The organism is Burkholderia sp. KBS0801 (assembly GCF_005937855.2).
Classification (GTDB): Bacteria; Pseudomonadota; Gammaproteobacteria; order Burkholderiales; family Burkholderiaceae; genus Burkholderia; species Burkholderia ambifaria.
Genome location: NZ_CP042177.1, coordinates 2,103,131 through 2,122,072 on the forward strand (window position 1 = coordinate 2,103,131; position 18,942 = coordinate 2,122,072).

Consider the following 18,942-nt stretch of genomic DNA (forward strand, 5'->3'; position numbering starts at 1 on the left):
GATGCTGCACCGCATCGCGGCCGGCGAAGGCGGGCCGGCGCGTTTTTGAGTATGATTTTCCCATTCCTCAGACGGAGTTTTGCCATGTCCACTCTCGACGCGACGGCGCCGTCCGCCGCCGACCAAGGCGACGCTTCGCTCGTCAGCCTGCCCTGGATCAAGCAGCTGGTGTCGATGGACACGACGAGCCGCGTGCCGAACCTCGGCCTGATCGAAGCGGTGCGCGACGCGCTGGCCGCCAAGGGCATCGTGTCGACGCTCACGCACGATCCGCGCGAAGGCTGGGCCAACCTGTTTGCGACCGTGCCCGCGCACGACGGCTCGACCGACGGCGGCATCGTGCTGTCGGGGCACACCGACGTCGTGCCGGTCGACGGCCAGCAGTGGGACAGCAACCCGTTTGCGCCGGAAATCCGTGATGGCCGCCTGTACGGCCGCGGCACCTGCGACATGAAGGGCTTCATCGGCACGGCGCTCGCGCTGCTGCCCGAGATGCAGGCGACGAAGCTCGCGAAGCCGATTCATTTCGCGCTGTCCTACGACGAGGAAATCGGCTGCGCGGGCGCACCGCTGCTGATCGCCGATCTCGTCAAGCGCGGCGTGAAGCCGTCCGGCTGCATCGTCGGCGAGCCGACCAGCATGCGGCCGATCATCGCGCACAAGGGCATCAACGCGTACCGCTGCTGCGTGCGCGGTCACGCCGCGCACTCGTCGCTGACGCCGAAGGGCCTGAACGCGATCGAATACGCGGCGCGCCTCATCTGCCACATCCGCGACATCGCCGAGCGCTTCCGTGCCGAAGGCCCGTTCGACGAGCTGTACGACGTACCGTTCACGACCGCGCAGACGAGCACGATCCAGGGCGGCAACGCGATCAACACGGTGCCGGCCGAATGCCGGTTCGACTTCGAGTTCCGCAACCTGCCGACGCTCGATCCCGAGCAGATCTTCGCGCGCATCGAAGCGTATGCGCAGGAAACGCTGCTGCCGCAGATGCTGCGCGAACATCCGAACGCGGCGATCGAGTTCTCGAAGATCGCGGCGGCACCCGGCCTCGACGCGACGGAACAGGCCGCGATCACGCAGCTCGTGCGCGCGCTGACGGCCGACCAGGACAAGCGCAAGGTCGCGTACGGCACCGAGGCCGGCCTGTTCGAACGCGCGGGCATCCCGAGCGTCGTGTGCGGGCCCGGCAACATCGAGCAGGCGCACAAGCCGAACGAATATGTCGAGCTCGCGCAGCTCGCCGCCTGCGAGCAGTTCCTGCGCAAGTTCATCCGCAGCATGTCGGTCGACGCACACTGACTGCCCCCCGCCACGCCGGCCTGCGTGTGCGGGCCGGCCCCACCCCCGCCACCCGCCACGTCATGTCGACTGAACAACAGGGCACCGCCCATACGACGATCGACGGCGAGCCGATTCCGACGCTCGACGAAATCGCCGCGCAGCATTTCGCGTTGTCGCCGTGGGTCGCACGCACGCCGGTGTTCGAGCGCGCCGATCTCCCATCCCTCGAGGGCACGCACGTCAACTTCAAGTTCGAGCTGCTGCAGGCGAGCGGCAGCTTCAAGGCGCGCGGTGCGTTCACGCACCTGCTGGCCCTCGACGAAGCGCGCAAGAACGCCGGCGTCACGTGTGTGTCGGCCGGCAATCATGCGGCGGCCGTCGCGTATGCGGCGATGCGGCTCGGCAGCAGTGCGAAGGTCGTGATGTTCCATACCGCGAGCCCGACGCGCATCGCGCAGTGCAAGCAGTACCGCGCGGAAGTCGTGCTGGCCGGCAGCGCGTCGCAGGCGTTCGACCTCGTGCGGCGGATCGAGGCCGAGGAAGGCCGCTTCTTCATCCATCCGTTCAACGGCTATCACACGATTCTCGGCACCGCGACGCTCGGCTACGAATGGGCGACGCAGACGCCCGATCTCGACGCGGTGATCGTGCCGATCGGCGGCGGCGGGCTCGCGGCCGGCATGGCGACCGCGCTGCGGCTCGCAAATCCGCGCGTGCACGTGTACGGCGTCGAGCCGGAAGGCGCCGACGCGATGTGCCGCAGCTTCGCGGCGAATCATACGATCAAGATGAGCGCGATGCAGACCATCGCCGATTCGCTGATGGCGCCGCATACCGAGGAATACAGCTACCAGCTGTGCCGGCGCCACATCGACCGCATCGTCACGGTGTCCGACGACGCGCTGCGCGCGGCGATGCTGTTCCTGTTCTCCCACCTGAAGCTCGCGGTCGAACCGGCGTGCGCGGCGGCGCTCGCGGCGCTGCTCGGGCCGTTGCGCGAGACCCTGCAGGGCAAGCGGGTCGGCGTGCTGCTGTCGGGCACGAATACCGACCCCGCGACACTCGGCATGCATCTCGCGCACGCGAAACTGCAGCACTGAAGCTGCGCATGGCGCTGCGGGTTATCCCCAGTTTATGTTGACAGCCCTGTTGATAACCCGCCGGGCAAGCACGCAAGTGGTTGAGCGCGCAGCGTTTTACAAGCGCGAAGCGTGCCGGACGCGAAATAGGCAGATGACGCCGCCGACGCACGTGTGCTGACGCACGACGACACGCAAAAAAAAACGGGCGCCCGAAGGCGCCCGTCGCATGCGAAACATCCGCGTATCGCTTACTTGTTCTCGAACATGTCCATGATCTGCTGCTTCTCCTGCTGCGTGACGGGCGGCGGCGCAAGCCCGGCCGCGCCGGCCGAGCCGAGCGCGTCGTTCGCGCTGATCGCATTCTCGGCCGGGTTGATGTCCACGCTCCCGACGAAGCCGTTGCCCGGCGTGCGATCGGCGTAGTACAGCTCGCCGTCGACCGTCGTCAGGCCGTCCGGCATCGGCATCTGCTGCTCGGGCACGCCGTTCAGCGCGGTGCGCATGTAGTTCACCCAGATCGGCAGCGCGAGCTGCGCGCCGAATTCGCGGCTGCCGAGGCTCTTCGGCTGGTCGAAGCCCATCCACGCGACCGCGACGAGCGACTGCTGGTAGCCGGCGAACCAGCCGTCCTTCGCATCGTTCGTCGTACCCGTCTTGCCCTGCAGGTCGCCGCGACCAAGCGCGTTGGTGCCGGCGCCCGTGCCGGCCGTCGCGACCGTATGCAGCAGGCTGTTCATCACGTACGCGTTGCGACCTTCGATCGTGCGCGGCGCCGTGCCGCCGGCCACGACCGGCTGCGACCGCTGCAGCGCCTGCCCGTGCGCGTCGTCGACTTCGGCGATCAGGTACGGATCGACCTTGTAGCCGCCGTTCGCGAACACCGCATAGCCGGTCGCGAGCTGCAGCGGCGTGACGAGCCCCGCACCGAGCGCCATCGGCAGATACGGCGGCGTCTTCGCCGGATCGAAGCCGAAGCGCTGCGTCACGTACTGCTGCGCGTACTGCGTGCCGATCGACGCGAGGATCCGGATCGACACGAGGTTCTTCGAACGCTGCAGGCCGGTACGCATCGACATCGGGCCATCCGGCTGATCGTCGTCCTTCGGCTCCCACGCGGTGCCGCCCGGCACGCTCGGCGGGAAGTACAGCGGTGCGTCGTTGATGATCGTCGCCGGTCCGAGGCCCTTGTCGAGCGACGCCGAATAAATGAACGGCTTGAACGACGAACCCGGCTGGCGCCACGCCTGCGTCACGTGGTTGAACTTGCTCTTGTTGAAGTCGAAGCCGCCGACGAGCGAGCGGATCGCCCCGTCCTGCGGCGCGATCGCGACGAGCGCGCCTTCGACCTGCGGCAGCTGCACGACCTGCCAGCCCGTCTTGCCGTCCTTCAGCACGCGCACGATCGAACCCGGCTTGATCCGCAGCGTGGCATTCGCGCGCTGATTCAGCGCGCCCGACACGAAGCGCAGCCCGGCCGGGCCGATCGTCGTCGTCGCGCCGCCGACGAACTGCACCTCGACCGCATTCGGCGACGCCGCCAGCACCACCGCCGATTGCAGATCTCCGTTGTCCGGATGATCGGCGAGCGCGTCGTCGATCGCCTCGTCGCGCTCGTCGCCGGCCGCCGGCAGGTTGATCGAGCCTTCCGGCCCGCGATAGCCGTGGCGGCGCTCGTAATCGAGAATGCCGCGGCGCACGGCCTGGTACGCCGCTTCCTGGTCGGCCGAGTTGATCGTCGTCGTGACGGTCAGTCCGCGCGTATAGGTTTCGTCCTTGTACTGCTGGTACATCATCTGCCGCACCATCTCGGACACGTATTCGCCATGCACCGCATACTGGTTGCCCGGCGTGCGCACGCGGATCTCCTCCTTCACCGCCTGGTCGTACTGCGGCTGCGTGATGTAGCCGATCTCGAGCATGCGCTTCAGGATGTATTCCTGACGCACCTTCGCGCGCTTCGGATTGACGACCGGGTTATACGCCGACGGCGCCTTCGGCAGCCCCGCGAGCATCGCCGCTTCGGCGAGCGTGATGTCCTTCAGGTCCTTGCCGAAATACACGCGCGCGGCGGCCGCGAAGCCATACGAGCGCTGGCCCAGGTAGATCTGGTTCATGTACAGCTCGAGGATCTGGTCCTTCGTCAGCGCCTTCTCGATCTTGTACGCGAGCAGCATCTCGTAGATCTTGCGCGTGTAGGTCTTTTCACTCGACAGGAAGAAGTTGCGCGCGACCTGCATCGTGATCGTGCTCGCGCCCTGGCGCGCGCCGCCGTGCATCAGGTCGGCCACGCCCGCGCGCAGGATGCCGAGGAAGTCGACGCCGCCGTGTTCGTAGAAGCGGTAGTCCTCGATCGCGAGCACGGCCTTCTTCATCACGTCGGGAATGTCCTGGAAGCGCACGAGGCTGCGGCGCTCCTCGCCGAACTCGCCGATCAGCACGTGATCGGCGGTGAATACGCGCAACGGCACCTTCGGCTGGTAGTTGGTCAACGCATCGAGCGACGGCAGTTGCGGTGCCATCACGACGAGTGCGTAGCCGACGATCAGCGCGCCGACGACCGCGAGCGTCGCGAACAGTCCGACGAACCACAGCGCGACGCGCGAGCCGAACGAGCGGCGGCCGCCGCCGCCCCCGCCTCCACGGCGCTGCGTGCGGCGATCGTCGTCGCCGTTGTCGTCATCGGGGTAGTAGGCTCCCGACGGCGAACGGCGCAATGTGTAGTGAGGTTCGTTCCGGTCGGAAGAAGAAGGCGGTCGTTTGATAATTGGCATGTCGGAATGGCAGGCGGCGTGGCGCCCTCGGACGCATGCGGAAATGCAAGCGGATGAATCAGAGTGTGGTGCATCGTGGCAACTGTCACGTCGACAGACCCCGCCGCGCGGCGATCCGTTCCCGCGACGTGACAGCGCATTTTAATGAAATCGACCGGTTGACTTCGCGATTTTTTGTAAAAATTCCCGCACGGCCGTGATTTGCGGAACGTATTGGCCGCATGCTCCGCCTATCATGGACTCGCAGCCCGGCGCGTGCGACGGCGTGGCTTTCAAACGCGAAAGGTTCGAGTACGGCACACGCACGGCGCTTGAACTCCGGCGCTTAAGCCGTATTTAAGGAGCCGGCGGTGTAATATCCGCCGGCTCACGCGGGTCGGAACCGATTCGCGACGGGTACTGCCGCTCACGCGGCACCTTTCAACCACGGAGGATTTCATGTCGCTTTTCGACTCTATTTCGCGCACGATCAAAGGCCTGCTGAACGATGCGGCCGACTCGGTACAGGATCCGTCGCGCGACGCACGGCAGATCGTGCGGGAGCTCGACGACAGCATCGGCCGTGCCGAGAATTCGCTGATCGAGATCGAGGCACAAGTCGCGACCCAGCGCAGCAAGCGCGATGCGGCCGACGACAAGGTGAAGAAGTACGAAGACGGCGCGAAGCGCGCGCTGCAGGCCGGTGACGAAGCCCTCGCACGCGAGGCGCTCGCCGCGCAGTCGAACGCGGAAGCCGAACGCGATGCACTCGCGGCCGAGCTGACCACGCTCGAACCGTCGGTCGACAAGCTGAAGGGGCAGATCGCCGACATGCGGCAGCGTCGCAACGACCTGAACTCGCGCTCGAACATCCTGCAGGCGAAGCATGAAATCGCGCAGGCGAAGGACGTCGCGGCAACCGCGCTCGGCGGCATCGGCGGCAAGAACCTGTCCGAGGACCTCCAGAAGCTCGAGGACAAGGTCGCACTGCAGAACGCGCGCTCGGACGCACGCCTGAACTCGGCCGACACGTCGAGCGGCAAGGCGCTCGAGGACAAGCTCGCCGCGCTGAACAAGGGCCCGTCGGTGGAAGACCGCCTCGCCGCGCTGAAGAAGCAGCTCGACACGCCCGCGCAGTAACGGCAACCGCGCCGCGGCCCACCCGGCTCGCGGCGCGCATCGATCGTCAGGAGACGGGCGCTCGCGCCCGGTTCGACCATGAAGAAATCTCTCGCCGCACTCGGCTTCTCGCTGATGCTGCTGTCGTCCGCGGCATTCGCAGTCCCGTCGCTGCAGCAAGTCGAGCAGTCGATCGCCCAGCGCGACTGGCAACGCGCCGACTCGCAGCTGTCGCAAGTCATCGACGCCCACCCGAACAACGCGCATGCGCGCTACCTGTACGCGCAGGTGCTGGACCGCGAAGGCCGCGCGTCGGACGCGCTCGCGCAACTGCAGCGGGCGAAGTCGCTCGATCCGCAACTGCGCTTCACCGACGCGTCGCACTTCGCGCAGACCGAATCGCGCATTCGCGCGGACGCCGCGCGCGTGAGCGGCAACACACCGTCGGCCACGCAGGCCGGCTCGTTGCAGTCGTCGCTCGCGCCGGCCGCGCCGGTCGCGAAACACGGTCCGTCGACCGGCATGTGGATCGGCATCGCGCTGATCGTCGCGCTCATCGCGCTGGTGCTGCGCTGGACGCTGCGGCGCGCGCGCTCGGCCGACGACGGCCGCGCCGACGACGAACGCCGCACGCAATTGAAGCGCGCGACCGACGTGCTGAACGACATTCGTCCGCTGAAACTCGACGCGAAGCTGTCGACGGCGCCCGGCGCCGCCGCGCTCACCGGCGAGCTCGAAGGCATCGAGACCGATGCACGCACGCTCGTCGAAACGCTGTCGAACGGCAAGAACCCGGTGCCGCCGTATCGCATCGACGAACTCGAGCAGCGGCATGCGAGCGTGAAGGCACGCGTCGAAGGCCGCCCCGATCCGGGCGCGCAGCCCGCCGCGCCGGCGAACGGCAGCGGCTCCGTGTATGCGCAGGAAGCCGATCGCATGACCGGCACGCAAGGCCAGCCGTATCAGCAACCGCCATACCCGCAACAGCCGTATCCCCCGCAACCGTATCCGCAACAGCAGCCGCCCGTCGTGGTCCAGCAAGGCGGCGGTTTCGGCGGCGGGATGGGCGGGCTGCTGACCGGCGTGCTGCTCGGCGAAGCGATGTCGGGCGGGCGCGAGCGCGTGGTCGAGCGCGACGTGATCGTCGACGACCAGCGCCGGCGCCAGGAGAACAACGATCCGGGCTTCGACTTCGGTCGCGGCGACGATTCGAACTGGAGCGACGGCAACGGCGGCGGCGGTGTCGATCTCGGCAGCAACGACGACGGCTGGACCGACGACAACACCTGAGCATGCGCACGCGGGCGTCGACGCATCGCGCGACGCCCACCTCTCACGCCGCCATCCTTTCACTCCCGCGCACGCCGGCCGCCCGGCCGATCGCCGGCCGCGGATTTGTCAATCATTTCAAGACGGGCTACCGGCAATGGGGCACGTTCGCTATCATGCGGCCATCGGCGTGCCTCCGATCCCATCCGACGTTTCGCAGCCCTGCGCGTCGCGGCACGCCTTCCCCTAGCCTCAATCAGGAGAAAGCCGCTCATGAGCATAATCAAGGAATTCAAGGAGTTCGCCGTCAAAGGCAATGTGATGGATCTCGCCGTCGGCGTGATCATCGGCGGCGCGTTCTCGAAGATCGTCGACTCGGTCGTGAAAGATCTCATCATGCCGGTGATCGGCGTGCTGACCGGCGGTCTGGATTTCTCGAACAAGTTCGTTCTGCTCGGCACCATCCCCCCGACGTTCAAGGGTAATCCCGATTCGTTCAAGGACCTGCAAGCCGCGGGCGTCGCCGCATTCGGCTACGGCTCGTTCATCACCGTGGCGATCAACTTCGTGATCCTTGCGTTCATCATTTTCCTGATGGTGAAATTCATCAACAAGCTGCGCAAGCCGGAAGAAGCCGCGCCGGCCGCGACGCCGGAAGACATCGTGCTGCTGCGCGAGATCCGCGATTCGCTCAAGCAACGCTGAGCACCGCGCCACGCTGCATCTGCCGGGCCCGCAAAATGCGGGCCTTTTTCATGCGCGTGCCGCACGCCGCCGCGCGACGCTTATCTCACTTTTTTGTGACGCACGAATGCACGCGCGGGAAAAGCAGGTCTATGATGGAGACTAAACGACAGTACGGGCGCCGAGACGCTGGCTGTGTCGATCATCGTGGCAAGCGGGTCGACGGGAGACATTGATCGTCGTACCGCACGAGTGCAGCATTTTCGTGTGCTATAAAGGATCGACATGCGGCGTACATAGCCGGGAGTGGGTCGCATGAAAGTGCCGCATTTCTTGCAATTGTTTTTGAGGCGAGTGTTTATGTCCTTCCCGAAAAAACGTCGACGCGCGCAGCAGGATGGCCAGGAGTCATTCCTCGCGGTATTGCGCCATTCGAAACCGTTTGCGCAGCTCGACACCAAGATTGCCCGCGCCCGTGCGCAGGACGAACCCGTCCTCTACGCGCATGTGCTGCCCGGCCTCGACGTGCTCCTGTGCAGCGTGCGCGGCGCGCAGCCGCCCTATCCGGCCATCGCCGAATTGCGCAAGCGCTGCATCGAGTCGATCGCCAACGCGCTCGAACAGCCGCTCGACGGCCTCGAGAACGGCGGATATTGGTACGAGGCGAACGGCTTCGGCTTCCTCGTGTTCGCGAGCCGCGCCCGCGCGCGCATCCTGCCCGAATTTGGTGCGGGCACGAAGGCGAGCCTGCGCGGCGGCCTCGGACGCCAGAACGCCGGCGACACGACACCGCGCTCCCTCGGCTGAACCGACACCGACACGATGGGCCGCCTCCGGGGCGGCCCATCGGCCATTCAGGCTTCCCGCTTCACCGCCGCCACGCGCTCACTGCGCCGTCCCGCGCCCGTTGCCGGGCCGGACGATGTCGATGAACGCGGCGAAATCGGCGCCGGCGAGGCCCTGCGCGGCACCCAGCCGCAGCACCTGCTGCACCGTGGCCGACACGGGCATCACCGCGCCCGTGTCGCGCGCGGCGTCGGCGATCGCATCGACATCCTTCTGGAACGTGCTCAGCGCACCCATCGGCGGGTGGCCGCCTGACGTCATGCGCGGCACGAAAGTCTGCAGCAGCACCGAGTCGGCCCACCCGCCGGACAGCGCATCGGCCAGACGCGCGGCGTCGATGCCGCTCGCCTGCGCCAGGCCGACCGCTTCCGCGATCGCGGTCACCGTCGCGGTGACGATCGCCTGGTTGCACAGCTTCGCGGTCTGGCCCGCGCCCGCGTCGCCCATGTGCGTGATGCGCGACGCGTAGGCGTCGATCAGCGGCCGCACCGCGTCGAGGTCGGCCGCGGCGCCGCCCGCCATCACCGCGAGCGTACCGGCCTGCGCGCCGGGCACGCCGCCCGATACGGGCGCGTCGATCCAGCCGACGCCGAGCGCGGCCGCGCGCGCCGCGTAGTCGCGCGTCGTCGCAGGCGGAATGCTCGAATGATCGACGATGCGCTTCAAGCGTCGTGCGTTCGCATCGCCTGCAAGAAGCCCGTGCTCGCCGAACACGACGTCGCCGACCGCACGGCCGTCGAGCACGCACATGAACACCGTGTCGACTCGCTCGGCGAGTTCGCGCGGCGTGTCGACCACCTGCGCGCCGTCTTTTTCAAGCGCCTCGGCCTTGCCGCGCGTCCGGTTCCATACGCTGACCCTGTGGCCCGCCGCCAGCAAATGCCGAATCATCGGCGCGCCCATCAATCCCGGTCCGCAAAATCCGACTTCCACGATATTCCCGTCTCCAATTGAGGTTGCACTTGCCGCCCATCATACCTATCACTCAAGAAGCCGGACACGCGCGGCGCCGCTTCGGGGCCGCCACTTTCGCCGGCCATACCGACCACATACCGACACACCAGGGAGCGCATCATGAGCGACCACGTCTACAAGCTGATCGAACTGACCGGCTCGTCGCGGCAATCGTGCGACGACGCCATCCGCAACGCGATCTCGAAAGCCGGCAAGACGCTGCATAACCTGCACTGGTTCCAGGTGACCGAAACACGCGGCCACATCGAAGGCGACCAGGTCATCCACTGGCAGGTCACGCTGAAAGTCGGCATGCGCATCGACGACTGACGCGCCGCGCGCGGTGCCCTGACCACCGGATGCGTGCAATGCGCATCCGCGCGGCGCCCCGCCCGCCTGCATTGCGCTCCGTTCGGGCTCCGTGTCGAGGCCCGGCCGGCGGGCGTCTGCGGGTATCCATCTCTTGACGCTGGTTTTCGTTCATATTAAAAACCATATACCCCCACGCCCCCTCGATCAGCCCGGACATATAAACGGAGATATCATGAGTCAGCAACGCGAGGCGATCGACACGTACCTCTTGCGCGTCTTGCACACCTTGTTGATGGAGCGCAGCGTCACGCGCGCGGCCGTCAAACTGAACCAGTCGCAACCGGCGATCAGCGCCGCGCTGCGGCGCCTGCGCGACATCACCGGCGACCCGCTCCTCGTGCGCGGCAAGTCCGGCATGGTCCCGACCGAATACGGGCTGCGCCTGCTCGAACCGGTGCAGAACGCACTGCGTGAAATCGAGCGCATCAAGTTCCAGCAGCACAATTTCGACCCGGCCACGTCGATTCGCTGCTATCGGATCGGCTGCCCCGACTACCTGAACGTGCTGTTCGTGCCGACCGTCGTCGAACGCTTCCGCCAGGCCGCGCCGAATGCGACGCTCGAGTTCCACTCGCTCGGCCCCGCGTTCGACTACGAGCTCGCGCTGGAAGACGGCAAGCTCGACATCGTCGTCGGCAACTGGCCCGAGCCGCCTGAACAGCTGCACCTGTCGAACCTGTTCGTCGACGAAATCGTCTGCCTGATGAGCAACACGCATCCGTTCGCGAAGCGCGGCGGGCTCACGCTCGACCAGTACCTGAACGCGCCGCATCTCGCGCCGACGCCGTATTCGGTCGGCCAGCGCGGCGCGATCGACGTGCACCTCGCGCGCGAGCGGCTCAAGCGCCACGTGGTCGTCACGCTGCCGTACTTCAACCTCGCACCGTACGTGCTGGTGAAGTCCGACCTGATCTTCACGACGACGCGCCTGTTCGCCGATCATTACGCGAAGTTCCTGCCGCTGTCGGTCGTGCCGGCGCCGCTCGACTTCCCGCCGATGCAGTACTACCAGCTGTGGCACGAACGCTGCCACTATTCCGACGAAGTGCGCTGGCTGCGCAGCCTCGTCGCCGAAGCGACCCGCACGCTGATCGAGGCTTGATCGCGCCCGGCGCGCGCCGGTCAGGCCGTCGCGGTACGGCCTGGCAGCCGCAACCGCCGCCGCCCGCCTGATCCGCCGCGCGCGGCGCGAGCCCCGCGCCCGTGCGTCAGCGCGACGCCTCCACGAGGGCGTGCGCCAGGGCGTTGTGGCGCTCGATGACGGGCGGCAGGTCGAGCGTCGCGAGCCGCCCTTCCCGCACCACCACCTTCCCGTTCACCACCGTGTACGCCGTCTGCGACGGCGCGCAGAACACGAGCGCCGCGACCGGATCGTGCAGCGCGCCCGCGAACAGCGGCTGGCGCAGGTCGAACGCGGCGAAGTCCGCGGCCATGCCGGGCTTGAGCGCGCCGATATCGTCGCGGTTCAGCACCTTCGCGCCACCGAGCGTCGCGATCTCGAGCGCTTCCCGCGCGGTCATCGCATCGGGCCCGAAGCCGACCCGCTGCAGCAGCAGCGCCTGCCGCACTTCCGCGACCATCTGCGCGCCGTCGTTCGATGCGGAACCGTCGACGCCGATCCCGACCGGCACGCCCGCGAGACGCATCTTCTTCACCGGCGCGATGCCCGACGCGAGCCGCATGTTCGAACACGGACAGTGCGCGACGCCCGTACCGGTGCGCGCGAACAGGCCGATGCCCGCATCGTCGAGCTGCACGCAGTGCGCGTGCCACACGTCGTGGCCGACCCAGCCGAGATCTTCCGCGTATTCGGCGGGCGTCATCCCGAACTTCTCGCGGCTGTACGCGATGTCGTTGACGTTCTCGGCCAGGTGCGTGTGCAACGACACGCCGTAGTCGCGGGCCAGCACGGCCGCGTCGCGCATCAGGCCGCGGCTCACCGAGAACGGTGAGCACGGCGCGACGACCACGCGCAGCATCGCGTAGCGGCCTTCGTCGTGATAGGTCTCGATCAGGCGCTGCGCGTCGCGCAGGATGTCGGGCTCGCGCTCGACGACCGAGTCGGGCGGCAGCCCGCCGTCGCGCTGGCCGACGCTCATCGCGCCGCGGCTCGCGTGAAACCGCATGCCGATCCGGTGCGCGGCGCCGATGCTGTCGTCGAGCCGGCTGCCGTTCGGATAGATGTACAGGTGATCGCTCGACGTCGTGCAGCCCGACTGCAGCAGCTCGGCCATCGCGGTCAGCGTCGACACCTCGATCATCTCGGGCGTCAGGTGCGCCCAGATCCGGTACAGGTTCGTGAGCCAGCCGAACAGCTCGGCGTTCTGCGCGGCCGGCACCGCGCGCGTGAGGCTCTGGTACATGTGATGGTGCGTGTTCACGAGCCCCGGGATCACTAGGTGGCCACGCAGGTCGAGCACTTCGTCGGCGCTATCGGGCAGCTCGGCGCTCGGGCCGACCGCGACGATCCGGTTGTCTTCGATATAGAGCCCCGCGTCGCGCAGTTCGCGCCGCGTGTCGTCCATGGTCACGAGCACGTCGGCGTGCTTGACCAGCAGGGTTTTCGGGCGGGATGAAGATGGCTGTGGCGCGCGTGCGCCGGCGTGCTGCTCGAGGTTCATGCGTTCTCCGCGTCGTTCTGCCGCCGGGAGCCGCTCCCGGTGACGTTCACAAAGCCGTTCGAACGCTGATTCGCGGCACGCCCCGGTGCCTGCGTCCGTTCGAACGCGCTGGCCCGGTTACCCGGCGTGCACGCCGTCTTCGGGGTGCGCGCGGGCTCACGGCCCGACGTGCACGGCGGCAGCATCGCCCAAGCGCGCGCGGCGCACAATGCGCGATCCCGAATACCGCGCTTCACGGTTTCGATATGGTACGCCGCGCAGGGGGCGCCAAGCGCCGGAATCGCAGGCCGCGGGCCGCTCCCGGCGTGCCGTCGACAGCGGTTCATGCGCGGCGCATTATCTTTGATATCGCGCCCGTATTTGCGCGGGGAACCTTTTTACAATGCCTGCACGGCGCTCGCTTCACTCTCGCCGACGGGTATGTAGCCACGTGACGTGGAGCCTCGATCCGCCGCATAGTCAATGGATCGAGTCGCCGCCGAACCTCGCATTCACACAAGGACACAACGAATGGGAAAGCTCACTACCCACGTACTCGATACGGCGCACGGTCGTCCCGGCGCGGCCATCAAGGTGGACCTCTACGCGCTGGACGGCGAATCGCGCCGCGCGATCAAGACCGTGCTGACCAATAGCGACGGCCGCTGCGACGCACCGCTGCTCGAAGGCGCCGCGCTCGCCGCCGGCGAATACGAACTCGTATTCCATGCCGGCGACTACTTCGCGTCGCTCGGCGTGAAGGTGCCCGAACCCCGTTTCGTCGACCGCGTCGTGCTGCGCTTCGGCATCGCCGACACCGCATCGCACTATCACGTGCCGCTGCTCGTGTCGCCGTGGTCTTACAGCACCTATCGCGGCAGCTGACAGCGCACCGGCGCCCGACGCATCGGCGCCCGCATCAAAGATAACGATCTGAGTCTGGAGGAGTTTCATGGAAGGCTTCATCACCGATTGGCTGAACCTCGCGCTGCGATGGCTGCACGTCATCGTCGCCATTGCGTGGATCGGCGAGTCGTTCTATTTCGTCGCGCTCGACAACAGCCTGAAACCGCCGACCGACGCGAACCAGCGCAAGCGCGGCGTGTTCGGCGAGCTGTGGCATGTCCATGGCGGCGGTTTCTACAACATGCAGAAGTACACCGTCGCCCCGCCGGAAATGCCGGATGACCTGCACTGGTCGAAGTGGCCGTCGTACACGACCTGGCTGTCGGGCTTCTCGCTGTTCTTCGTGCTGTACCTGCTTGCACCGAACACCTACCTGATCGACAAGAGCGTGCTCGACATGGGCCCGGTCGTCGCCGTCGCGTCCGCGCTCGGCTTCCTCGCGGCCGGCTGGATCGTCTACGACTCGCTGTGCCGCATCCTCGGCACCAACGATCGCGTGCTCGGCATTTGCGTGGGCCTGTATGTCGTCGCCGCCGCGTATCTCGCGTGCCACATCTTCGCGGGCCGCGCGGCGTACCTGATCGTCGGTGCGATGCTCGCGACGATCATGTCGGCGAACGTGTTCTTCGTGATCATCCCGGGCCAGCGCAAGATGGTCGACAAGATGCTCAAGGGGGAAGAGCCGAACCCGATCTACGGCAAGCGCGGCAAGCAGCGCTCGGTGCACAACACGTATTTCACGCTGCCGGTCGTGTTCGCGATGCTGTCGAACCACTATGCGATGACGTACACGAACAAGTTCAACTGGGTCGTGCTCGTGCTGATCATGCTGGCCGGCGCGCTGATCCGTCAGTTCTTCGTGATGCGTCACCGCGGCCAGCAGCTGTGGTACCTGCCGATCGGCGGCGTCGCGCTGCTGTCGGGCGCGCTCGTGTGGACGATGCCGAAGCCGGTCGCACCGGAAGCGCAGGCCGCGAACGCACCGAAGATCGCGATCAACGACATCATGCCGATCCTGCAGCAGCGCTGCGTCGAGTGCCACTCGGCCAAGCCGACGCTGATGGGCAGCGCGCCCGCCGGCGTGATGTTCGACACGCCGGACGAAGTATCGAAGAACGCGCAGCGTATCTACGAACAGGCCGTGCGCCTGAAGGCGATGCCGATCGGCAACGTCACGCACATGACCGACGACGAGCGCGTGAAGCTCGCCGCCTGGTTCGAGGGCGGCGCGGTCAAGTAAGCCGCCGTGCGCCGGCGGTCGGTTGCCGCCGCATCCTCTCCGTTCGCGGGCCCGGAAACGGGCCCGTTTTTTTGCCTGTGCGAAACGCGTCGCCCGCTAGCCGCGCATCGCGTCGCGCTGCAGCGCGACGAGCGCATCGAGCGCGCGCGGGCCATCGTCGAACGGCACGAAGATGTGGTCATGATACGCAGCGGCCATCACGTTGCAGCTGATGCCGGCCGCGCCCAAAGCCCGCGCGAACGCGGCCGTCAGGCCGACCGCAGCGAGATCCGAATGCACGGTCAGCGTGATCCACGCGGCGCGAAACAGCACGGGCCAGCCGCGGCGTGCCGCAGTCTCTTCGTCGACGACGACCGTCATGCCTTCCGCTTCGCGGAACGTCGCGATCGCTTCGGATAACGATATTTCGGCATCGGCCGGCAGCGTGACGAATGCGAAGGCACCGCGATGCAGCTCGGGCTGCATCGTGCGCAGCAGGACGGCGAGGTCGTGTTCAGGTTGACTCATTGTGAACGGGTCCGGAACCGGACTTCGGGCGGTGGCGATGCGGGCACGATAGCACGCGGCACGCATAAAAAAACCCGCGCGGCGCGCGGGTTTCCTTGTTGCGTCGAACGGCAACGGCAGCAATCCGACTCTCAGGCCGTCAGCGCATGCAGCGCGTCCTCGGTGAGCCACAGCGATTCCTGCAGATCCTGTTCATTCAGGTTGAGGCCTTCACCGCCGCGATCGACGACGATGAAGTCGCTGACGCCGCCGAGTGCGATCAGCGGATGATGCCACACGCCCTTCGCGTAGTTCACGCCCTGCCACCCGCTCGTCACGAACGCGCGGATCTTCGACGGATCGAGATCGCCCGCCGGCGCGACGACGACCAGATACGGCTGCTCGTTCAGCGGCACGAACGCCTGGCTGCCGAGCGGATGGCGCTCGAGCATCTTCACCTCGAACGGCAGCGTGCGCGGCTGACCGCGGAACAGGTTGACGAGCGTGCGGCCGCCTTCGTCCGCCACATCGACTTTCGCGAGATCGTGAAAGCGGATCGTCGTGCCGAGGTTGATCGGAATCTGCTTCGCGCCCTCCGTTTCGATCACGTCGCCGAACGGCGCGAACGCTTCCCGGGTCAGCGGTTCGATGGCAAGCGTCTTCATTTGTCGAGCGTCCCCCACAGACGCACGCGCGATACGCCACCGTCCGGAATGATGTTCAGGCGGACGTGCGTCACCGGGCCCAGCGACGCGATTTCGTGTTCGAAATAATGCTGCTTGTCCATCTGCAGCTTCTGTTCGCCGAGCAGCACCGGCCAGAACATCGACTGCGTGATCAGCGAGCTGTCGGTGCCGCCCGACACGTACGCGGCCTGGATCGAGCAGCGGTCCGGATAGTTGCCCTTGAAGAACGCGGTATCGACTTCGATCTTGCGGATCACGCCCGGCTGCGCGAGCGCGATGATCGCCCAGTCGTTGCCCGGTTCGCGGCGGCGCCGGGTTTCCCAGCCGTCGCCCATGTTCACGCCGCGGCCCGGCAGCAGCAGGTTCGACGCGACGCCGAAGTGCTGGTTGTTCGCCGCCACCACGTAGCCGCCGTTTTCCATCGCCGCGAGGTCGAACTGCTCGGTCGCGCTCGCGCCGGCCCAGTCGAGCTGCGGCTGGCCGTACACGCGCAGGCGCGCGACGCCGCCGTCCGGATAGATGTTCACGCGCAGGTGCGTGAACGCACGCGCGTCGCTCGCTTCGACGTAGTGATGGCTGTTGCCCTGCAGCGTCGTCGACGGCACGATCTCGCACCACTCGGTCGCATGCGTCGGCGCGCCGTCGGCCACGTATGCGGCCTCGATCGACGCGGCCGGCGGGAAGTTGCCGGTGAAGTGGCTCGTGTCGATGTCGACACCCTTGATCACGCCCGGCCGCGCGAGCTTGACGATGCACCAGTCATAGCCCGTCGTGCGCTTGCGGCGCGTCTCCCAGCCGTCCATCCACTTGCCGTGATCGTCGTACTTGCCGGGGATGAACACCGCCGGCTCGGGGTTCAGCATCCGCTCCTTCGGCGCGAAAAAGTCGTCGCTGGCCTCGAGCGCCTGCGCACCGAGACGCGGGTCGGCGAGGTTCACGTAGCGCCGCGTGAAATCGGGTGCGTCGGGATCGAGAAGCGGAACAGCCATGATGTTTCCTTGTTTCAGTGAGGCGGTGTCAGGCCGCTGCGACGCAGCAGGCCGTGTTGCGGTGTCAGGCGTCGATCAGGTCGTCGAGCCGAAAGCGCGCGATCCGGTAGATCTGGTCCAGGCTCGCGCGCAGCTCCTCGGCGCGCGAATGATTCACGCGCGACTCGAAGTTCGCGATGATGCCGTGCCGGTCATAGCCGCGCACCGCGAGGATGAACGGGAAACCGAATTTCTCGCGATACGTGCGGTTCAGCGTCAGCAGCTTGTCGAACTCTTCCTGCGTGCACTGGTCGAGACCCGCGCCGCTCTGCTCGCGCGTCGACTCGGCCGTCAGCTCGCCGCGCACGGCGGCCTTGCCGGCCAGCTCCGGGTGAGCGTTGATCAGCGCGAGCTGGCGCGCTTCGCCGCCCGTCTCGACCGCATCCGACATCGTCTTGTGCAGCGCGTCGATGCTTGCGAACGGCCGCTCGGCCGCGGCGACCTCGGCCACCCACGGCGAATGTTCGAAGATTCCCGACAGCGCCGCGACGAATGCGCTCGGCGCCATCGTGTTGAGTTGATCCAACGTGTAACGCATCGCCTTCATGCTTTCCCTTCGTTTCGATGATTGGGCTGATACGGATGATGTTCACGCCAATGACGCGCGATATCGACACGGCGCGTCACCCATACGCGATCGTGCTGCTCGATGTGGTCGAGGAAACGCTGCAGCCCGCGAAAACGCCCCGGCCGGCCCAGCAGCCGGCAGTGCATGCCGATCGACAGCATCTTCGGCGCTTCGTCGCCCTCGGCGTACAGCACGTCGAATGCGTCGCGCAGGTAGTCGAAGAAGTGCTCGCCGGTGTTGAAGCCCTGCGGCGTCGCGAAGCGCATGTCGTTCGTATCGAGCGTGTACGGGACGATCAGCTGCGGCGACGTAGCGCCGCCCGACACCGCGACGTCCATCCAGAACGGCAGGTCGTCGCCATAGTTGTCGGAGTCGTACAGGAAGCCGCCGTATTCCGCGACGAGACGGTGCGTGTTCGGGCTGTCGCGGCCGGTATACCAGCCGAGCGGACGCTCGCCCGTCACGCGCTCGATCGCTTCCATCCCGAGGCGCATGTGCTCGGCCTCGAGCTCGGGCGTCATGCTCTGGTAGTGGATCCAGCGCCAGCCGTGGCACGCGATCTCGTGACCGAGTTCGACGAACGCGCGCGCGAGTTCCGGATAGCGCTCGATCGCCATGCCGACGCCGAACACCGTCAGCGGCAGCCCGCGCTTCTCGAATTCGCGCAGGATGCGCCATACGCCGGCACGCGAACCGTATTCGTAGATCGACTCCATGCTCATGTGGCGGTCCGGATACGCGGCCGCGCCGACGATTTCGGACAGGAACTGCTCGGAGGCAGGATCGCCGTGCAGCACGCAGTTCTCGCCGCCCTCCTCGTAGTTCAGCACGAATTGCACGGCGACGCGGGCACGCCCGGGCCAGTTCGCCTGCACGGGATGGCGGCCGTAGCCGATCAGGTCGCGAGGATAGTTGGGATCGAGTGACATGGGTTCGAAGTGCGACGAAAGCTTGCCGGAATAAAGGGTTCGCATCGACCCGCGCGTGTGCCGAAGGCCGGCCGCGCGGGCCGATGCGATGACGGCCCAGTGTAGCGAAAAGGTGCAGACGCGCCCATACAGCGGC

The 18,942-nt window shown here is 66.8% G+C and carries 18 protein-coding genes; 10 read left to right on the forward strand and 8 right to left on the reverse strand.

Features of this window, described 5'->3' with window-relative positions:
• Positions 1 to 84: 84 nt before the first annotated feature.
• Together argE and FFI87_RS09960 are read left to right on the forward strand one after the other, a co-directional pair.
• Entirely contained in the window at positions 85 to 1,305 is a 1,221-nt protein-coding gene (gene argE, locus FFI87_RS09955) for an acetylornithine deacetylase (protein WP_138847548.1), read from the forward strand.
• A 62-nt stretch (positions 1,306 to 1,367) separates the two neighbouring features.
• Positions 1,368 to 2,387, forward strand: coding sequence for a threonine/serine dehydratase (locus tag FFI87_RS09960; RefSeq protein ID WP_006752026.1), 1,020 nt, complete (start codon positions 1,368 to 1,370; stop codon positions 2,385 to 2,387).
• Between the two features lie 230 nt (positions 2,388 to 2,617).
• On the opposite strand, the gene FFI87_RS09970 is transcribed toward FFI87_RS09960, so the two are convergent.
• Complete coding sequence (locus tag FFI87_RS09970; RefSeq protein WP_138847547.1) at positions 2,618 to 5,140, reverse strand: penicillin-binding protein 1A; 2,523 nt, start codon at positions 5,138 to 5,140, stop codon at positions 2,618 to 2,620.
• Positions 5,141 to 5,578: 438 nt separating this feature from the next.
• Between FFI87_RS09970 and FFI87_RS09975 the strand changes: the two genes are divergently transcribed.
• From FFI87_RS09975 to FFI87_RS09990, 4 genes are all read left to right on the forward strand, one after another.
• Positions 5,579 to 6,259, forward strand: a complete 681-nt coding sequence (locus FFI87_RS09975) for a PspA/IM30 family protein (RefSeq protein ID WP_138847546.1) — start codon at positions 5,579 to 5,581, stop codon at positions 6,257 to 6,259.
• Positions 6,260 to 6,337: 78 nt separating this feature from the next.
• Entirely contained in the window at positions 6,338 to 7,528 is a 1,191-nt protein-coding gene (locus tag FFI87_RS09980; RefSeq protein WP_138847545.1) for a tetratricopeptide repeat protein, read from the forward strand.
• Between the two features lie 252 nt (positions 7,529 to 7,780).
• Positions 7,781 to 8,212, forward strand: coding sequence for a large conductance mechanosensitive channel protein MscL (gene mscL / locus FFI87_RS09985; RefSeq protein WP_006760677.1), 432 nt, complete (start codon positions 7,781 to 7,783; stop codon positions 8,210 to 8,212).
• A 339-nt stretch (positions 8,213 to 8,551) separates the two neighbouring features.
• Positions 8,552 to 8,998 carry a hypothetical protein gene (locus FFI87_RS09990; RefSeq protein ID WP_027784713.1) on the forward strand — a complete coding sequence of 149 codons (447 nt, stop codon included), beginning with the start codon at positions 8,552 to 8,554 and terminating at the stop codon, positions 8,996 to 8,998.
• A gap of 78 nt (positions 8,999 to 9,076) precedes the next feature.
• On the opposite strand, the gene FFI87_RS09995 is transcribed toward FFI87_RS09990, so the two are convergent.
• Complete coding sequence (locus tag FFI87_RS09995) at positions 9,077 to 9,970, reverse strand: NAD(P)-dependent oxidoreductase (RefSeq protein WP_138847544.1); 894 nt, start codon at positions 9,968 to 9,970, stop codon at positions 9,077 to 9,079.
• Positions 9,971 to 10,111: 141 nt separating this feature from the next.
• On the opposite strand from FFI87_RS09995, the gene FFI87_RS10000 reads away from it, so the two are divergent.
• Together FFI87_RS10000 and FFI87_RS10005 are read left to right on the forward strand one after the other, a co-directional pair.
• Positions 10,112 to 10,321 (forward strand): dodecin, encoded by a 210-nt coding sequence (locus FFI87_RS10000; RefSeq protein WP_006755984.1) that lies wholly within the window; start codon positions 10,112 to 10,114, stop codon positions 10,319 to 10,321.
• Positions 10,322 to 10,535: 214 nt separating this feature from the next.
• Positions 10,536 to 11,465 (forward strand): LysR substrate-binding domain-containing protein, encoded by a 930-nt coding sequence (locus FFI87_RS10005; RefSeq protein ID WP_006762467.1) that lies wholly within the window; start codon positions 10,536 to 10,538, stop codon positions 11,463 to 11,465.
• Positions 11,466 to 11,571: 106 nt separating this feature from the next.
• Here the strand turns inward: FFI87_RS10005 and FFI87_RS10010 are convergent, their stop codons facing one another.
• Positions 11,572 to 12,984: an 8-oxoguanine deaminase gene (locus FFI87_RS10010; RefSeq protein ID WP_012364097.1), complete on the reverse strand. Its 1,413-nt coding sequence runs from the start codon at positions 12,982 to 12,984 to the stop codon at positions 11,572 to 11,574.
• 510 nt (positions 12,985 to 13,494) lie between these two features.
• On the opposite strand from FFI87_RS10010, the gene uraH reads away from it, so the two are divergent.
• Both uraH and FFI87_RS10025 read left to right on the forward strand, forming a co-directional pair.
• Positions 13,495 to 13,848, forward strand: coding sequence for a hydroxyisourate hydrolase (gene uraH, locus FFI87_RS10020; protein WP_012364099.1), 354 nt, complete (start codon positions 13,495 to 13,497; stop codon positions 13,846 to 13,848).
• 67 nt (positions 13,849 to 13,915) lie between these two features.
• A complete protein-coding gene (locus FFI87_RS10025; RefSeq protein ID WP_138847542.1) occupies positions 13,916 to 15,109 on the forward strand; it encodes a urate hydroxylase PuuD in 1,194 nt (397 codons plus the stop codon).
• Between the two features lie 96 nt (positions 15,110 to 15,205).
• Here FFI87_RS10025 and FFI87_RS10030 read toward each other — a convergent pair whose 3' ends face one another.
• The 5 genes from FFI87_RS10030 to puuE form a co-directional block, all read right to left on the reverse strand.
• A complete protein-coding gene (locus tag FFI87_RS10030) occupies positions 15,206 to 15,616 on the reverse strand; it encodes an ACT domain-containing protein (RefSeq protein ID WP_138847541.1) in 411 nt (136 codons plus the stop codon).
• A gap of 131 nt (positions 15,617 to 15,747) precedes the next feature.
• On the reverse strand, positions 15,748 to 16,260 hold the full coding sequence (locus FFI87_RS10035; RefSeq protein ID WP_012364102.1) for an ureidoglycolate lyase: 513 nt from the start codon (positions 16,258 to 16,260) through the stop codon (positions 15,748 to 15,750).
• Positions 16,257 to 17,270 (reverse strand): allantoicase, encoded by a 1,014-nt coding sequence (gene alc / locus FFI87_RS10040; RefSeq protein WP_012364103.1) that lies wholly within the window; start codon positions 17,268 to 17,270, stop codon positions 16,257 to 16,259. The genes FFI87_RS10035 and alc overlap by 4 nt, the downstream gene beginning before the upstream one ends.
• A gap of 64 nt (positions 17,271 to 17,334) precedes the next feature.
• A complete protein-coding gene (gene uraD / locus FFI87_RS10045) occupies positions 17,335 to 17,856 on the reverse strand; it encodes a 2-oxo-4-hydroxy-4-carboxy-5-ureidoimidazoline decarboxylase (RefSeq protein ID WP_011657193.1) in 522 nt (173 codons plus the stop codon).
• Positions 17,853 to 18,806, reverse strand: coding sequence for an allantoinase PuuE (gene puuE, locus FFI87_RS10050; protein ID WP_138847540.1), 954 nt, complete (start codon positions 18,804 to 18,806; stop codon positions 17,853 to 17,855). Before puuE ends, uraD begins: the two co-directional genes overlap by 4 nt.
• Between the last annotated feature and the right edge of the window lie 136 nt (positions 18,807 to 18,942).

Bases quoted from the DNA above. Each gene is read 5' to 3' on its own strand.
- uraD (WP_011657193.1), bottom strand. From the start codon at position 17,856: ATGAAGGCGATGCGTTACACGTTGGATCAACTCAACACGATGGCGCCG.
- puuE (WP_138847540.1), bottom strand. From the start codon at position 18,806: ATGTCACTCGATCCCAACTATCCTCGCGACCTGATCGGCTACGGCCGC.
- FFI87_RS09970 (WP_138847547.1), bottom strand. From the start codon at position 5,140: ATGCCAATTATCAAACGACCGCCTTCTTCTTCCGACCGGAACGAACCT.
- FFI87_RS10005 (WP_006762467.1), top strand. From the start codon at position 10,536: ATGAGTCAGCAACGCGAGGCGATCGACACGTACCTCTTGCGCGTCTTG.
- FFI87_RS10010 (WP_012364097.1), bottom strand. From the start codon at position 12,984: ATGAACCTCGAGCAGCACGCCGGCGCACGCGCGCCACAGCCATCTTCA.
- FFI87_RS10000 (WP_006755984.1), top strand. From the start codon at position 10,112: ATGAGCGACCACGTCTACAAGCTGATCGAACTGACCGGCTCGTCGCGG.
- alc (WP_012364103.1), bottom strand. From the start codon at position 17,270: ATGGCTGTTCCGCTTCTCGATCCCGACGCACCCGATTTCACGCGGCGC.
- FFI87_RS09975 (WP_138847546.1), top strand. From the start codon at position 5,579: ATGTCGCTTTTCGACTCTATTTCGCGCACGATCAAAGGCCTGCTGAAC.
- FFI87_RS09960 (WP_006752026.1), top strand. From the start codon at position 1,368: ATGTCGACTGAACAACAGGGCACCGCCCATACGACGATCGACGGCGAG.
- FFI87_RS09980 (WP_138847545.1), top strand. From the start codon at position 6,338: ATGAAGAAATCTCTCGCCGCACTCGGCTTCTCGCTGATGCTGCTGTCG.
- mscL (WP_006760677.1), top strand. From the start codon at position 7,781: ATGAGCATAATCAAGGAATTCAAGGAGTTCGCCGTCAAAGGCAATGTG.
- FFI87_RS09990 (WP_027784713.1), top strand. From the start codon at position 8,552: ATGTCCTTCCCGAAAAAACGTCGACGCGCGCAGCAGGATGGCCAGGAG.
- argE (WP_138847548.1), top strand. From the start codon at position 85: ATGTCCACTCTCGACGCGACGGCGCCGTCCGCCGCCGACCAAGGCGAC.
- uraH (WP_012364099.1), top strand. From the start codon at position 13,495: ATGGGAAAGCTCACTACCCACGTACTCGATACGGCGCACGGTCGTCCC.
- FFI87_RS10025 (WP_138847542.1), top strand. From the start codon at position 13,916: ATGGAAGGCTTCATCACCGATTGGCTGAACCTCGCGCTGCGATGGCTG.
- FFI87_RS10030 (WP_138847541.1), bottom strand. From the start codon at position 15,616: ATGAGTCAACCTGAACACGACCTCGCCGTCCTGCTGCGCACGATGCAG.
- FFI87_RS10035 (WP_012364102.1), bottom strand. From the start codon at position 16,260: ATGAAGACGCTTGCCATCGAACCGCTGACCCGGGAAGCGTTCGCGCCG.